Source organism: Pseudomonas sp. Y3 TE3536 (assembly GCF_053629175.1).
The window spans coordinates 4,483,009-4,498,318 of record NZ_JBRJHU010000001.1 but is presented as its reverse complement, the minus strand read 5'-3'; the positions used below and the strand labels follow the sequence as shown (position 1 = coordinate 4,498,318).

The window sequence follows — 15,310 nt, the reverse complement described above, 5'->3', positions numbered from 1 at the left end:
ATGCTGCGCTATATCCTGTTGCGGCTGGCACTGCTGGTACCGGTAATGCTCGGTGTTTCACTGCTGGTCTTCGTGCTGCTGCACCTGGGCAGCACCGACCCGGCCCTGGACTACCTTCGCCTGTCGCACATCCCGCCGACTGACGCGGCCATTGCCGAAGTCCGCCATACCTTGGGCCTCGACCGGCCGTTGCTTGAGCAGTACCTGACCTGGCTCGCGAAGGCCGTGCAGCTGGACTTCGGTATTTCATACCTCACGGGGCGGCCGGTGCTCGACGACCTCCTTTACTACCTGCCCGCCACCTTGCAACTGGGCGGCCTGGCCCTGGCCTGCACGCTGCTGCTGTCGATTCCGCTTGGCCTGGTGGCTGCGCGCTGGCAAGGGCGCTGGCCCGATCACGCCGTTCGTGCGGTGACGTTCCTGGGTGTCTCGATGCCCAACTTCTGGTTGGCGTTTCTGCTGATTGCGCTGTTTTCCCTTTGGCTGGGCTGGCTACCGCCACTGGGCCGCGGCAGTGCCGGGCATCTGGTGATGCCGGTACTGGCGATTGCCCTGATGTCGATGTCGATCAACGCCCGCCTGTTGCGGGCAAGCCTGCTGGAGGCCAGCGGCCAGCGTTATGTCACCTACGCCCGTGCCCGCGGGCTGCCCGAGCGCCGGGTATGGCGTGACCACGTGCTGCGCAACGCCTGGCTACCTTTCGTCACGGCCACCGGTATGCACATTGGGGAATTGATCGGCGGGGCACTGGTAATCGAGACCATCTTCGCCTGGCCCGGCGTCGGCCGCTTCGCGGTGTCGGCGGTGCTCAACCGCGACTTTCCGGTCATACAGTGCTTCACCCTGCTGCTGACAGGCCTGCTGATGGTCTGCAACCTGGTGGTGGATGTCTGTTATGCCTGGCTCGACCCTCGCAGCCGTCTTGAAGGGGTCGACGCATGAGTGTGCTGGCCATCTTCCGTCGCGCTACGCTGGCCGGCCAGGCCAACCTGATTGCAGGGCTGGTACTGGTCAGCGTGCTCTGCATGTTGGCCGTGTTTGGCCAATGGCTTGCCCCGCACGACCCGGACCTGGTCGACCTCGGCCGACGCCTGATGCCACCGGACAGCAGCCACTGGCTGGGCACCGACCACCTTGGCCGCGACGTGCTGTCCCGGTTGATCGTCGGCACACGACTGTCGCTGGGCAGCGTAGTGCTGACACTGGCGCTGGTGCTGTTTCTGGGCCTGCTGGTGGGCGGGGTGTCCGGGTTTGTCGGTGGCAAGGTCGACCTGCTGCTGATGCGCCTGTGCGACATGTTCATGACCTTCCCCACGCTGGTGCTGGCGTTCTTCTTCGTCACCCTGCTGGGTACTGGCCTGAGCAACGTGATCATTGCCATCGCCCTGTCGCACTGGGCATGGTATGCGCGCATGGTGCGCGGCATGGTCATCGCCCAACGCGGCCGCGAATACGTGATGGCATCACGCCTGGCCGGTGCTTCACGTTGGGCACGGCTGCGCCAGCATGTGCTGCCGAACATTGCCGGCCCCTTGCTGGTGCTGGCCACGATGGACATCGGGCACATGATGCTGCATGTCTCGGGGCTGTCCTTCCTCGGCCTTGGCGTCACCCCGCCCAGTGCCGAATGGGGGGTGATGATCAACGATGCCAAGGAGTTCATCTGGACCCAGCCGCAACTGCTGCTGTTGCCTGGGCTGATGATCTTCTTCTCGGTAATGGCGTTCAACCTGCTGGGCGATGCGTTGCGTGATCGCCTGGACCCATCCCAGGAGGCTCATTGAATGCCAGTGTCGACGTTACAGCTCAAAGGCCTGTGTATCGAAGGGCGTGCTGGCGTGTTGGTGGACGACGTCGACCTGCAGCTGCGCCGCGGTGAAGTCTGTGCCCTGGTCGGTCACAGCGGATCGGGCAAATCGCTCAGTTGCCTGGGTTTGCTTGACCTGCTGCCGCCAGGCCTGCGCCGTACACGCGGCCAGTTGCTGCACGATGGCAAGCCATTGGCGGCCGATCAGGTGCGTGGGCAGCTTGCCAGCCTGATCCAGCAGAACCCACGCAGTGCATTCAACCCTGTGCGCAACATGGCTAGCCATGCCCAGGAAACCCTGAAACTGCGAGGGGTCGTCGGCAGCGCTGCACATGCGCGGATGGATGAATGCCTGGAGGCCGTGGGGTTGGATGACCGCAGTCGGGTCTTGCAGTCGTTCGCGTTCCAGCTCAGTGGTGGCATGTTGCAGCGCATGATGATCGCCCTTGCGCTCATGGCCGAAAGCCCCTTTCTGCTGGCGGACGAGCCCACCAGCGACCTCGACGCCGTGAGCCAGGCGCGCTTTCTCGACCTGCTCATGAAGCTGGTGCAGCAGCACAGGCTTGGCGTGCTGTTGGTGACCCATGACATGGGGGTGGTTGCCCGCTGTGCCGACCATGTCGCGGTGATGGAAGCGGGGCGCGTCGTCGAGCGGCAAACAGTGCATGGCCTGTTCGATCAGCCTGCCAGCGCCACCGCCCGCACCCTGCTTGAAGCCCATCAGCTACTGAACGGGAGCCAGCCATGAGCCTGCTGCACGTTAACCAACTCGGGCATGGCTACCGTTCCGGAGGGCTACTGAGCAGACGCGGCTGGCTGCAGGTGCTCGACGGCATTGAGCTTGAGTTGCAGCCCGGTGAGTCGCTTGGCCTGCTCGGCAGCAGCGGCAGCGGCAAGAGCACGCTTGCCCGGTTACTGCTCGGCCTGGAGAAACCCGCGTGTGGCCAGGTGACATTTGCCGGCCAAGAGGTCAGCCGACTGCGCGGCGGTGAGGCCCGTGCTTTCTTGCGCGCCGTTCAGTTGGTACTCCAGGACGCGCCCAGCGCGTTCAACCCGCAACGCAGCATCGGCTGGAGCATTGCCGAGCCGTTGCGTCACCTGAGCGAGCTGGACGAAGCTGCACGCAACGCCCGTACCGTGGAGCTCCTAGAGCACATGGGCCTGCGCAGCGAGCATGCCGAGCGCCTGCCGCACCAACTCAGTGGTGGCCAACTGCAGCGCGCCAATATCGCCCGCGCGCTGGCCATCTCACCCAAACTGGTAATACTGGACGAGGCCTTGTCAAACCTGGACCGGGTGTTGCAACTGCAGCTGCTGCAGCGCCTGGACGCACTTCGACGCGAGCACGGCACCGCGTTCTTGCTGATCACCCATGACCTGAGCCTGGTGCGCTACTTCTGCCAACGGGTGGTCGTGTTGGACGCCGGGCGTATCATCGAGGAGCGTCAGATAGACGGTAGGCTTTCGTTCGATCACGCCGTTGGCAAGCAGCTACAGGCCGCAGTACTGCCGGTGCGCCCAACAATACGCGAGCCTGAGGCAGGGTCGCCGGCGGCCTTGTCACCTGCGGCAGTTCGGGCGACGACTAGACTGAGTGTCTGACCCAGCCGGTGGCTAGCAAAGCTGCCTGCCTGCGCCAGCCCCAGAGCCCGACGCCGTGGAGGCACTGCGCACTTGAGCTTCATCGTCTGGGTGGCCATGCTCGGCGCAGTCTTGTTGCTGCTGGCGTTGACCTCCTCTTACCTGCGCTGGATCCCGGTCACGACCTCGGTCGTGTGCCTGGCCCTGGGCGTCGCGCTGGGCCCCGGTGGCCTCGGCTTGCTGCAACTCGAGCTGCCCGATGCGCACGGCTGGATGGAGCACCTGACCGAGGTCGCCGTGCTGTTTTCCCTGTTTGTCAGCGGCCTCAAGCTGCGCCTGCCGCTGAGCAGCCGCAGCTGGCGGGTGGCGGTTTTCCTGGCTGGGCCGGTCATGCTGGCTTGCATCGCCGGGGTCAGCCTGGTGCTGCATTACGGCCTGAACCTGGGCTGGGGCGTGTCGGTGTTGATTGGCGCCATCCTGGCCCCGACCGATCCGGTGCTGGCCACCTTGGTCCAGGTCAATGACGCGCAGGACTACGACCGCGTGCGCTTCAGCCTGTCGGGTGAGGCAGGGCTCAACGATGGGGTCGCCTTTCCGTTCGTAATCCTGGGCTTGCTGCTTGTGCAGGGCGCAGCAGGCAGCCAATGGCTGACTGACTGGCTGTGGCAAGACGTGCTGTGGGCGGTGCCCGCCGGCTTGCTCAGTGGTTATTGGATGGGGCGCGGCCTAGGGCACCTGACCCTGTACCTGCGCACCCGGCACGAGGACAGCACCCTCTCACCCAACGACTACCTGGCGCTGGCGCTGATCGCGATGGCTTATGTGGTGGCCGACCTGATCCATGGCTATGGGTTTCTCGCGGTGTTCGCTGCCGGGCTGGGCCTGCGACAGGCCGAAGTGCACGCCAGCCCCACCCCGCAAGCGCCTGCAGAACACCTTGTGCAGCCTGTGGTCGGCCACCAGCATGTCGCCCCGGAGCACGCGGTCAAAGGCGATATCGCCGCGCTGGAAGACACGCAGGTCGCAGCCGGCATCATGCTGGGCGACATGCTCTCGTTTGGTGGGCTTGTGGAGCGGGCGATGGAGGTGTTTCTGGTGACCTTGCTCGGTGTCGTGTTGATCGAGCACTGGGACTGGCGCGCACTGACCGTAGGCGCGGCGCTGTTCGTGTTCATTCGGCCATTGAGTACGCTGATCATCCCAGGGCGTGGCTTGCTGGACCTTCGCCAGCGCGGCATGCTGGGCTGGTTCGGCATACGTGGTATCGGCAGCCTTTACTACCTGTTCTACTCGGTAAACCACGGCCTGACCACCAGCGATGCCGCGGCCATCACCAACCTCACGCTGTCGGTGGTGGCGCTGAGTATTGTCGTGCATGGGTTAAGCGTGCAGCCTCTTCTGTCGCGTTATGAAGCAGGCCGAAAACGCCGTGACGGCTAACCAAGCGCCCTGCCCTGCGTGATCAAGCACACAGCGCCGGCAGTTCGCTACGCAGCAGTGCCGCAGCGGCGGGCTTTAGGAGGGAGGTATTCAGTGCATCGCGCTCAATCCACTTGCAAGCGACGATCTCGTTCTTCGGCACCGGCTTGTCCTGATCGTCCAGCTGAAGGGTAAAAATGTAATGGAGGGTGTTACCGACTTGCAGCGTGCATAGCGCCACCAGGCGCTCACGGCAAATCCCTGTCTCCTCTTTCAGCTCTCGGCTGGCGGCGTGCAACGGTGCCTCATTCGTGCCCACACCGCCCCCCGGAAAGCCCCATTTCCTGGCCTTTCTACGCACCAGGAGTATTTTGCCACTGCGAAAGCACAGCACCGTCGCTCTGCTCCTGAGGCTGCTCCTGTCAGACATGCCTACCTCCTACTTACCAAAACACTGCCCTGCGCTCGCAAGCGGGTAGCGTTATTCACATGGATGCGAATATCGCGCCACTTTGAAAGTGGATAACCCTGCTTGAGAAAGCGTGGCCCGGGCAGTAGTTCCGTTCGGTAGGTAGAAGATTGCCCAGGCCTGTCGACATTGAAGGTATCGGTGCATGGCACCGACTTCGCCGGTGTTCGCGGGGCAAGCCCGCTCCCACGTAATGCGTCAATTTTTAGAAATTGCGCAAGACAGTTGCTCCTACAGGCAAGCACTGCTCTCAAGGGCAGCGTTGTACCTGCGCGTTGGCTTGCCAGCGGGCGGTCAAGCGTCAGGGAGCGCTGCGATAATCGAGATTTCGACCAGCACGGCAGGGTCATACAACTTGGCTTGCACCGTTGCGCGCGCTGGCGCACACCCCTGCGGCAACCACTGGTCCCACACCTGATTCATGCCCGCGAAGTCGGCATCGATGTCTTTGAGGTAAAGGGTTGCGGACAAAATCCGTGTCTTGTCTGTGCCGGCCTGGTCGAGCAGTCGCTCGATGTTCTGCAAGGTTTCACGGGTTTGTTGCTGCACATCGCCCGCAAAATCGTTGGCAACCTCACCCGACAGGTACACGGTGCCTTGGTGCTTGACCACAAGGCTCATGCGAGCGTTAGTGTGCAGGCGTTCGATCGTCATCTGAAATATCCTTATCTTGTTGTTATATAAATAAAAAGATTGTGAAGCATGCGTAGGCGATTGCTGCATCTGACGGGCACGATAAGGCTCGTCAGCTAGGCCCATTATCCACAATTGACGTTCAAGCTGTAGCCCGCTGGCTGACAGCGCAGCAATCAGCCCACCACCGGCTTCAACAACGCCTGCGCCTCGTAGAGCGGTGGCAGGTAGCGCAGCCGTATCTCGTCGACGCTCAACCGCGAGGCGTGGGTGGTGATCGTCAGCGTCGCCTTCAACTGGCCGCTACGGTCCAGCAGCGGTACCCCCAGCACGCGCATGCCGATTTCGTATTCCTGGTCGACGATGCTGTAGCCCTGCTGGCGCACGCGCTGCAACTCTGCTTCCAGCAGCGCCCGATCGGTCTGGGTATAGGGCGTGAGCGGGCGGAGCGGGTTGCGTGAGAAGTAGTCATCGCGCGCGGCCTCCTCCAGCGCTGCCAGCCAGATTCGCCCGCCGGCGGTGCAGTACATCGGCACCCGCGAGCCGGGCCTGATCGACAACGAGGCGATGTGGCTGTAGCGGCTGCGCACCAGGTGGATGATTTCATCGCCGTCACGGGTGCCGACCGAGACATGCTCCTGGGTCTGCCGCGCCACTTGCTCGACGATGGGCCGCAGCATGCGCGGCAACTGGGCCGAGTCCACGTAGGCCTGGCCGATGCGCAGCGCCTTGGGCGTGAGCCAGTACTGGCGGCTGTCGGTGTCGGCAAAGCCTTCGTGTACCAACGTCAGCAGGAAGCGGCGCGCGGCGCTGGGGGTAAGGCCCGATTGCCTGGCTGCCTGGGGCACGGTCAGGCGCGGCTGATCGACGCTGAACAGTTGCATCAATGCCAGGCCTTTCTGCAAGCCCGCGATAAGGTCGCGGGGGTGGATATCGGGTTGATTCATTGGGGTTCTCCAGTGATGCGCGAGCCCGGGTAGGAGCAGCCTTGTGCTGCGAAGAGGCCGGTGGCAAAACCCTCGATCTTCACTGTTTTTACTGGCCTCTTCGCAGCACAAGGCTGCTCCTACAGTGAGAGAGCGTATTTCTGACGGACATTTTTCAGCATTGCCCGCCAATAATCGCTACCTGACTGCGATTATCGCACTACCCGCCCGACAAGCGCATTTCCCCGCGCCCTGCACCCGGTCACCCTTGCTGCACAACAACAGCAAGCACGGAGGTCAGCATGATTCGGGGTTCGACAGAACTGGTCGCCATCGTCGGTTCACCCATCGCCCAGGTGAAATCGCCTGAAAACTTCAACACCTGGTTCGCCAGCAACGGCTGCGACCTGGCAATGCTCCCCATCGACCTGCAAGAGACTGCGCTGCAAGCCTTTGTCGGCAGCCTGCGCGGCTGGCAGAACCTGCGCGGTTGCGTGGTCACCGTGCCCTACAAACAGGCACTGGCCGCACGCCTGGACGGCCTCAGTGCGCGCGCCGCCGCACTGGGTTCGGTCAACGTGGTGCGCCGCCACAGTGACGGCCGCCTGCTCGGCGACAATGTCGACGGCGCAGGCTTTCTTGGCGCCGCACGCAAACAGGGCTTTCAACCGGCAGGCAAACGCGCGCTGGTGATTGGTTGTGGTGGGGTGGGCAGTGCAATCGCCTACGCACTGGGCGAAGCGGGCGTGCGCCAGATCACCCTCAGCGACCCCAGCACTACCCGCGTTGGCGCGCTTTGCGAAGTACTCGGCACGGCCTTCCCCAGTCTCGACATCGCCACCCACTACCGCTCGCTGGAAGCATTCGACTTGGTGGTCAACGCGTCGCCGGTCGGCATGGGCAGTACCGATGAGTTGCCGCTGCCGGCGCCGATGCTGGCAACCCTGCAACCCTCCACGTTGGTTGCCGACGTGGTCACCTCGCCAGAAATCACCCCACTGTTGCAGCAGGCACGCGACCGGGGCTGTGCGATCCAGACTGGACCGCAGATGGCCTTCGCCCAACTCGGACACCTCGGCGCCTTCATGGGCGTCACCCCGCTGGAGATCTGAGCCATGGCCGCTACCGAACACGCGCAACCGGTGTACGACTTGGTGGTCCTCGGCAGTGGTGCCGGGGGCTTTGCCGCCGCCGCCACGGCCGCCAGCCTTGGCCTGAAGGTACTGGTCTTGGAGAAAGCCGACACTTTCGGCGGCACGTCGGCGATTTCCGGCGGTGCGGCGTGGGTGTATGGCACCGATCAAGCCCGTGCAGCCGGCGCCAAAGACTCCCCCGAAGCCATGCGCACCTACCTGAAAACCGTGATTGGTGCCGGCTACAACGCACCGCTGGTAGACGCCTTCATTGCACGCGGGCATGAAGCGCTGCGCTGGCTGGAGCGCCACACCGAACTGCGCTATGCCCTGCGCCCGCACTCACCGGACTATTACCCGGATGAGCCCGGCGCCACCCAGTTCGGCCGGGCGCTGGAAATGGTCGAGTACGACGGCCGCCGCCTCGGCCCGCGCTTCAAGGACCTGAAAATGCCGCCGCCGGGCATGCTGTTGTTCGGCGGGATGATGGTCAACCGTGTGGATATCCAGCATTTTCTTGGCCTGCGCAAATCACCACGCTCCCTGTGGCATTGCCTGAAGCTGATGGCGCGCTATGCGTTGGACCGCCTTCGCCATCACCGTGGCACCCGCCTGACCACCGGCAATGCGCTGATTGCACGCCTGGCCACCACGGCCTTTGCCCATGGCACGCAACTGTGGCTGCGCAGCGAGGCTAAGGCGCTGATCGTCGAGCACGGCGCGGTGACTGGCGTGGTGGTGCAGCACGAAGGCCGGCGCGTGCAGGTGCGTGCCCGGGGTGGCGTGGTCTGCGCCATGGGCGGCTTTGCAGCCGGCGAACTGGCTGCCGCCTACCGCCCAGGCATTGATGCGCCGCACCTGACCATGTCGCCGCCAACCAATGACGGCGCCGCGCTGCACCTGGGTGAAGCGGTGGATGCTGCCTACGGCGAGGGGCTGGCCGCCAACTTCTTCTGGGCACCCGTTTCCGAATTGCGCCATGCCAATGGTGAGCGCGAACGCTTCCCGCACCTGGTCACCGACCGTGCCAAACCGGGGGTGATCGCGATCAACCCGGCCGGGCAGCGCTTCGTCAACGAGTCGAACTCCTACCATCACTTCGTGCAGACCATGTTCGCCAGCAACCTCAGCACCTGCTGGCTGATCTGCGACGCCGAGGCCATGAACCGCTACGGCCTGGGCCTGGCACGCCCGAAACCCGTGAACAACGCGGCACTGATCGACGCCGGCTACGTATACCGTGCCGCCACACCGCACGCCCTGGCCGAGGCCATCGGCGTCGACCCTCAGGCATTGCAGGCGACGCTGGAGCGCTTCAACGCCGACGCCCGCAACGGCATCGACCGCGCATTCGACAAAGGCGGCAACAGCTACAACCGCTACATGGGCGACCCGCATCACACGCCCAACCCCTGCCTCGCGCCCCTGGTCAAAGCGCCCTTCTACGCCATCCAGCTCCACACCGGCGACCTGGGCTCGGCACGCGGCCTGGTGACCGACGCCCATGCCAACGTGCTCAACCGCGCCGGTACGCCGGTTGCCGGCCTTTATGCAACGGGCAACGACATGAACTCATTGATGAACGGCACCTACCCCGGCCCAGGCATCACCCTAGGCCCTGCCCTCACCTTCGGCTGGATCGCCGCCAGCCATATTGCCAACCGCCTGCAGGCGCAGGCCCAACCTCTGGAGACAAACGCATGTACTACGAACTGAGAACCTACACCCTCGACCCACTGAAAATGGCCGACTGGCTGGCCCTGTACCAAAGCCACGCGCTGGCGGTGCAGAGCGAGCACCTGGGCAAGCTGGTCGGTTTCTTTACCAGTGAATTCGGCGAGGTCAACCAGGTGGTGCACCTGTGGGCCTACACCAGCCTCGACGACCGCATGCAGCGCCGCGCGACGATGGCGGCGGACCCGCGCTGGGCGGAGTTCTCGCAGCGCAATCGCGAGCTGGGCGCAGTGTTGCGGTTGCAGTCGCGGTTGATGCGGCCGACCGGCTTTTCGCCGCTGCAGTAACTGACGCCCCCTCCAACCTGACCGGAGCTCCTCCATGCACCCCCTGGAATGTGACGTACTTGTCCTCGGCTCCGGCGCCTCTGGCCTGGCTGCCGCAGTAACCGCCGCCCATCACGGCCTGAAGGTGATCGTCGCGGAAAAGGCCAGCCAGTTCGGCGGCACCAGCGCCTGGTCGGGGGGCTGGTTATGGATACCCCGCAACCCGCTGGCGATCGCCGAAGGCACCGTCGAAGCCGACGATGCGCCAGAACGCTACCTGCGCGCACAGACCCACGTCGCCGAACTGGACCCACGCCAGCAGGCGTTTTTGCGCCATGGACCGGAGATGGTGGCGTTCTTCCAGCGACATACCGCCGTGCAGTTCCAGTCCGGGACGAAATTGCCCGACATGCATGAGGGGGATGGCAGTGCGCGTGGCGGGCGCTCCCTCTGTGCACAGCCGTTCGACGGGCGCCTGCTTGGGCACTGGATCCACCGGCTACGGCCCCCCCTGGACATCGTCAGCCTGGCCGGCATGGGCATCGCCGGTGGCGCAGACATGGCCGCCTTCTTCAACGCCAGCCGCTCCCCCAAGGCGGCCTGGCACGTCGGCAAACGCCTGCTGCGCCATGGGCGCGATTTGCTGCTGCACCGTCGCGGCCTGCAACTGGTCAACGGCAACGCGCTGGTGGCGCGCCTGCTGCGCAGTGCCCTCGACCTGGGCGTGACGCTGTTGCATGACCGGCAGGCCACAGGCTTGCTGAGGGATGGGCGTATCACAGGCGTGCAGTTTAGCGATGGCCAGGTGATCCGTACGCGACGCGGTGTCGTGTTGGCCTGCGGCGGGTTCCCTCATGACCGCCAGCGCATCGCCCAGCTGATACCCCATGCCCCTGAGGGCGATCGCCATTATTCCGCAGCGCCGCCGCAGAACAATGGCGACGGCCTGCGCCTGGGCGAACAGGTCGGCGCACAGGTCGCCACCACGGCGGCCCACGCCGGGGCCTGGGCGCCGGTCTCACTGGTGCCCCGAAGCGACGGCAGCCTCGGCCACTTCCCGCACCTGATCGACCGCGCCAAGCCGGGTTTCATTGCTGTACGCCGAGACGGTCGACGGTTCGTCAACGAGGCCGACAGCTACCATGCTTTCATGAATGCGCTGTTCACCTCCACGCCACCCGGTGAGGAGCACGAAGCCTGGTTGATCTGTGACCACGCCGCGCAACGTCGCTACGGCATCGGCTGGGCCAAGCCGTTCCCCTTCCCTGCCGGTTTCTATGAGCGCCGTGGCTACCTGTTCAGCGGCCCTACCCTGGGGCAGCTGGCCGCACGCTGCGGGATCGACGCAGCGCAACTGCAGCGCACCGTGGCACATTTCAACCACCATGCGGCGCAGGGCACGGACCCGGACTTCCAGCGTGGCGCATCGCTGTATAACCGTGCGCAGGGCGACCCCTTGCACGCGCCCAATCCGTCGCTGCGGCCGCTGCTGCACGGGCCCTTTCATGCGGTAAAACTGCTGCCGGGCAGCCTCGGCACCTTCGCCGGCCTGCACACGGATGCTTCGGCACAGGTAATGGACAGCCTGCAGCGCCCAATACCTGGCCTGTTCGCGGTCGGCAACGACATGCACAGCATCATGGGCGGGCACTACCCCAGCGGCGGTATCACCCTGGGCCCTGGGATGACCTTCGGTTACCTGGCAGGCATGGCACTGTGCAATCAGCCAGAAGACGCCGCGTCACTTTTGTTCGATCATCGAACAGTAGCCCCATCTTTGAATTGACGCTCCCCCCTTCACTGCTCACCATAAATGACCTTGCACGCCCAGCCTTGCCCTGGGCAAAACCGCGTTCCAGACGCATTGCCGTTCAAAACAATTTCAAGAAACGACTTCACATGACCCCTTCCAAGTTCGACACTGCCAGCCCCCGCCTCGCCCATGGATCCATCGGCGACAAGGTGCGCGGCGCCTTCGCCGTCGGCAAGACCCGCTGGGGCATGCTTGCCCTGGTGTTCTTCGCCACCACCCTGAACTACATCGACCGTGCCGCCCTCGGCATCATGCAACCCGTCCTCGCCAAGGACATGGGCTGGACGGCGATGGACTACGCCAACATCAACTTCTGGTTCCAGGTCGGCTATGCCATCGGCTTTGTGCTGCAGGGCCGGCTGATCGACAAAGTCGGGGTAAAACACGCCTTCTTCGGCGCAGTACTGCTGTGGAGCCTGGCCACCGGCGCCCATGGCCTGGCGACCTCGGCAGCAGGCTTTATGGTCTGCCGCTTCATTCTGGGCCTGACCGAGGCGGCCAATTATCCGGCGTGTGTAAAGACCACGCGCTTGTGGTTCCCCGCCGGCGAGCGCGCCATCGCCACCGGCCTGTTTAACGCCGGCACCAACGTCGGCGCCATGGTCACCCCGGCGCTGCTGCCACTGATTCTCGCTGCCTGGGGTTGGCAGGCCGCGTTCATCGCCATGGGTAGCCTCGGCCTGGTTTGGGTGGTGTTGTGGGGTTTGAAGTATTTCAACCCTGAGGCGCACCCGCACGTTCGCCAGAGCGAGCTGGACTATATCCAGCAAGACGTGGAGCCCGAAGCCAAACCCGTGCCGTTCAGCCGCATCCTGCGCCAGCGCGGCACCTGGGCCTTTGCCGTGGCCTACTCGATCACGGCGCCGGTGTTCTGGTTTTACCTGTACTGGCTGCCGCCGTTTCTCAACCAGCAGTACGACCTGGGCATCAGCGTCACCCAGATGGGGATCCCGTTGATCCTGATCTGGCTGACTGCAGACTTCGGCAGCATCGGCGGCGGCATTCTGTCGTCCTGGCTGATCGGCCGCGGCGTGCGCGCCACCCGTGCCCGGTTGATCTCGATGTTGATCTTTGCCTGCACCATCGTCAGCGTGGTCTTCGCTGCCCACGCCAGTGGCCTGTGGGTCGCGGTGCTTGCCATCGCCGTGGCGGTCGGCGCGCACCAAGCCTGGACCGCGAACATCTGGAGCCTGGTCATGGACTACACGCCCAAGCATCTGGTGAGCACGGTGTTCGGCTTCGGCAGCATGTGCGCGGCCATCGGCGGCATGTTCATGACACAGATCGTCGGCAGCGTGCTGACGGTCACCCACAACAATTATGCGGTGCTGTTCACCATGATTCCGGTGATGTACTTCATTGCCCTGGTGTGGATGTACTTCATGGCGCCGCGTGGGATTGAGGCCGCTTGAGGGCTAACCAGGTTTCCTCTATGGGGCTCTTCGGAGCCTCTTTTTTTGCCTGCAGACAGGCCATTGGACCTTTGCGCTAACTTGGACCGGCCTTGAGGTTTACTGTCATGCGCTGCTTTGCAGCCCTTGGCTGGCTTGCCAGCTTTCACAGAACAACACATACCGAATAGATTTAGCAGGGGCCTGTGGGAGCTGGCTTGCCAGCGAACACCGGCGAAGCCGGTGCCATACACCGCGTCGCCTTCTTCGCGGGTAAACCCGCTCCCACAGGGTTCAGCGATTTGCTTTCGATCTTTGTTCTCTTCGCGGCAACGCAGCCCAAAGGGCTGGGTTACTTCTTACAGAACAACACATACCTGATTGATTTAGCAGGGACCTGTGGGAGCTGGCTTGCCAGCGAACACCGGCGAAGCCGGTGCCACACACCGCGTCGCCTGCATCGCCGGCAAGCCGGCTCCCACAGGGTCAGCGACTTGCTTGCGATCTTTGTTCTCTGCTCGACAACGCAGCCCAAAGGGCTGGTTAATTCTTACAGAACAACACATACCTGATTGATATAGCAGGGACCTGTGGGAGCTGGCTTGCCAGCGAACACCGGCGAAGCCGGTGCCATACACCGCGTCGCCTGCATCGCCGGCAAGCCGGCTCCCACAGGGTCAGCGACTTGCTTGCGATCTTTGTTCTCTGCTCGACAACGCAGCCCAAAGGGCTGGGTTACTTCTTACAGAACAACACATACCTGATTGATTTAGCAGGGACCTGTGGGAGCTGGCTTGCCAGCGAACACCGGCGAAGCCGGTGCCATACACCGCGTCGCCTTCTTCGCGGGTAAACCCGCTCTCACAGGGTCAGCGACTTGCTTGCGATCTTTGTTCTCTGCTCGACAACGCGGCCCAAAGGGCTGGGTTACTTCTTACAGAACAACACATATCTGATTGATTTAGCAGGGACCTGTGGGAGCGGGTTTACCCGCGAACACCGGCGAAGCCGGTGCCATACACCGCGTCGCCTGCTTCGCGGGTAAACCCGCTCCCACAGGATTGGGGACTCGCTTGCGATCTTTGTTCTCTTCGCGGCAACGCAACCAAAAGGGCTGGGTTACTTCTTACAGAACAACACATACCTAATAGATTTAGCAGGGACCTGTGGGAGCAGGTTTACCCGCGAACACCGGCGAAGCCGGTGCCATATACCGCGGCGCCTGCTTCGCGGGTAAACCCGCTCCCACAGGATTGGGGACTCGCTTGCGATCTTTGTTCTCTGCGCCTGCACAGCGGCCCTTGAAGTTCAAACCCGCGCCAATACCGCCTTGGCTTTCTCCAGCGCCATCCGCGCACGCTGCTCGCCACTCACGCCCTGCTCCAGTAACTGCCGCGTCGGAATCTCCAGGCTCAGCGGTACGGTGGCCGGCAAGCCACGCAACAGGCCGATCAAATCAGCATCGCCATCACCCGGGAAGCGCCGTTCGTTGCGGGCCTGGCGCAGGATCTCGTCCATGTCGTCCGGCACCGGGCCGGCCACGTCGCACAGCTGCGCATAGCGCATGCGCTGCGGTGCCAAGTGGGCCAGGTCGTCGAGTGAGGAAGCGGAGCGGTTGAAATGGAAGGCGTCCACCAGAACGCAGCCGTTTGCCCGGTCAGCGTTGGCAACCACACGCATGGCCTGGCGCAGGTCGCGAACGTCAGTCCAGGGCATGAACTCCAGGTGCGGATGGATGCCATAGCCCGCCGCCAGGTCGCACAGTGCGGCAAAGCGCTCCGTGAGGCGTGCCTCGTCCGGGTCGTTACCGGCCACCAGCAGTTCGGTCCCGCCCAGCTCGGCCCCCACCGCCAGAATGGCTTCGAAATCGGCAACACAGGTTTCAGGCTTGAGGCGCAGGATTTCCAGGTCGAGTACCTTGATGCCGGTATCGCGCAGGCGCGCCTGGGTCTGCCGGCGCAGGTCAGCGTCGGCCACCAGCGGGAAGTGCTGTTCCTCTGCGGTAGCCGGCACCAAACGCAGGCCCACGTGGCTGTAGCCGGCACGGGCAGCGGCCTCCACCATGGCCGGCGGCGAAAGCTCGAGCACCGTCAGCGCGGCAAGGGAAAAAATACGGTCAGTCATGTTCGTTACCTGAA

General features: G+C 63.8%; 14 protein-coding genes. 10 read left to right on the top strand and 4 right to left on the bottom strand.

The genetic code is table 11. The features are described 5' to 3' along the window. From nikB to AB7M33_RS20365, 5 genes are all read left to right on the top strand, one after another. A complete protein-coding gene (nikB, locus tag AB7M33_RS20385; RefSeq protein WP_454243450.1) occupies positions 1–942 on the top strand; it encodes a nickel ABC transporter permease subunit NikB in 942 nt (313 codons plus the stop codon). After that, positions 939–1,784 carry a nickel ABC transporter permease subunit NikC gene (gene nikC / locus AB7M33_RS20380; RefSeq protein ID WP_454243449.1) on the top strand — a complete coding sequence of 282 codons (846 nt, stop codon included), beginning with the start codon at positions 939–941 and terminating at the stop codon, positions 1,782–1,784. The genes nikB and nikC overlap by 4 nt, the downstream gene beginning before the upstream one ends. Next, positions 1,785–2,555 carry a nickel import ATP-binding protein NikD gene (gene nikD, locus AB7M33_RS20375; RefSeq protein ID WP_454243448.1) on the top strand — a complete coding sequence of 257 codons (771 nt, stop codon included), beginning with the start codon at positions 1,785–1,787 and terminating at the stop codon, positions 2,553–2,555. Then, positions 2,552–3,409 (top strand): nickel import ATP-binding protein NikE, encoded by an 858-nt coding sequence (gene nikE / locus AB7M33_RS20370; RefSeq protein WP_099429743.1) that lies wholly within the window; start codon positions 2,552–2,554, stop codon positions 3,407–3,409. Before nikD ends, nikE begins: the two co-directional genes overlap by 4 nt. A 72-nt stretch (positions 3,410–3,481) precedes the next feature. Beyond that, the gene (locus AB7M33_RS20365; RefSeq protein ID WP_027596258.1) at positions 3,482–4,828 is read left to right on the top strand and encodes a cation:proton antiporter; all 1,347 of its coding nucleotides are present in this window, start codon (positions 3,482–3,484) and stop codon (positions 4,826–4,828) included. A gap of 22 nt (positions 4,829–4,850) precedes the next feature. Here AB7M33_RS20365 and AB7M33_RS20360 read toward each other — a convergent pair whose 3' ends face one another. The 3 genes from AB7M33_RS20360 to AB7M33_RS20350 all read right to left on the bottom strand — a co-directional run bounded on the left by AB7M33_RS20360 (position 4,851) and on the right by AB7M33_RS20350 (position 6,856). Then, positions 4,851–5,237, bottom strand: coding sequence for an NUDIX domain-containing protein (locus AB7M33_RS20360; protein ID WP_099429745.1), 387 nt, complete (start codon positions 5,235–5,237; stop codon positions 4,851–4,853). 333 nt (positions 5,238–5,570) lie between these two features. Continuing rightward, the gene (locus AB7M33_RS20355; protein ID WP_027596256.1) at positions 5,571–5,930 is read right to left on the bottom strand and encodes a RidA family protein; all 360 of its coding nucleotides are present in this window, start codon (positions 5,928–5,930) and stop codon (positions 5,571–5,573) included. 155 nt (positions 5,931–6,085) lie between these two features. After that, a complete protein-coding gene (locus AB7M33_RS20350; RefSeq protein WP_454243447.1) occupies positions 6,086–6,856 on the bottom strand; it encodes an IclR family transcriptional regulator domain-containing protein in 771 nt (256 codons plus the stop codon). 281 nt (positions 6,857–7,137) lie between these two features. Here AB7M33_RS20350 and AB7M33_RS20345 point away from each other — a divergent pair, with 281 nt between their 5' ends. From AB7M33_RS20345 to AB7M33_RS20325, 5 genes are all read left to right on the top strand, one after another. Then, entirely contained in the window at positions 7,138–7,947 is an 810-nt protein-coding gene (locus AB7M33_RS20345) for a shikimate dehydrogenase family protein (protein WP_454243446.1), read from the top strand. Positions 7,948–7,950: 3 nt separating this feature from the next. Further along, the gene (locus tag AB7M33_RS20340; RefSeq protein ID WP_454243445.1) at positions 7,951–9,684 is read left to right on the top strand and encodes an FAD-dependent oxidoreductase; all 1,734 of its coding nucleotides are present in this window, start codon (positions 7,951–7,953) and stop codon (positions 9,682–9,684) included. Further along, positions 9,669–9,989, top strand: coding sequence for an NIPSNAP family protein (locus AB7M33_RS20335; RefSeq protein WP_454243444.1), 321 nt, complete (start codon positions 9,669–9,671; stop codon positions 9,987–9,989). Before AB7M33_RS20340 ends, AB7M33_RS20335 begins: the two co-directional genes overlap by 16 nt. Positions 9,990–10,023: 34 nt before the next feature. Next, the gene (locus tag AB7M33_RS20330) at positions 10,024–11,754 is read left to right on the top strand and encodes an FAD-dependent oxidoreductase (RefSeq protein WP_454243443.1); all 1,731 of its coding nucleotides are present in this window, start codon (positions 10,024–10,026) and stop codon (positions 11,752–11,754) included. A 113-nt stretch (positions 11,755–11,867) separates the two neighbouring features. Beyond that, the gene (locus AB7M33_RS20325) at positions 11,868–13,193 is read left to right on the top strand and encodes an MFS transporter (RefSeq protein WP_252824773.1); all 1,326 of its coding nucleotides are present in this window, start codon (positions 11,868–11,870) and stop codon (positions 13,191–13,193) included. A 1,287-nt stretch (positions 13,194–14,480) separates the two neighbouring features. Here the strand turns inward: AB7M33_RS20325 and AB7M33_RS20320 are convergent. Then, positions 14,481–15,296 (bottom strand): sugar phosphate isomerase/epimerase family protein, encoded by an 816-nt coding sequence (locus AB7M33_RS20320; protein ID WP_454243442.1) that lies wholly within the window; start codon positions 15,294–15,296, stop codon positions 14,481–14,483. Positions 15,297–15,310: the final 14 nt, after the last annotated feature.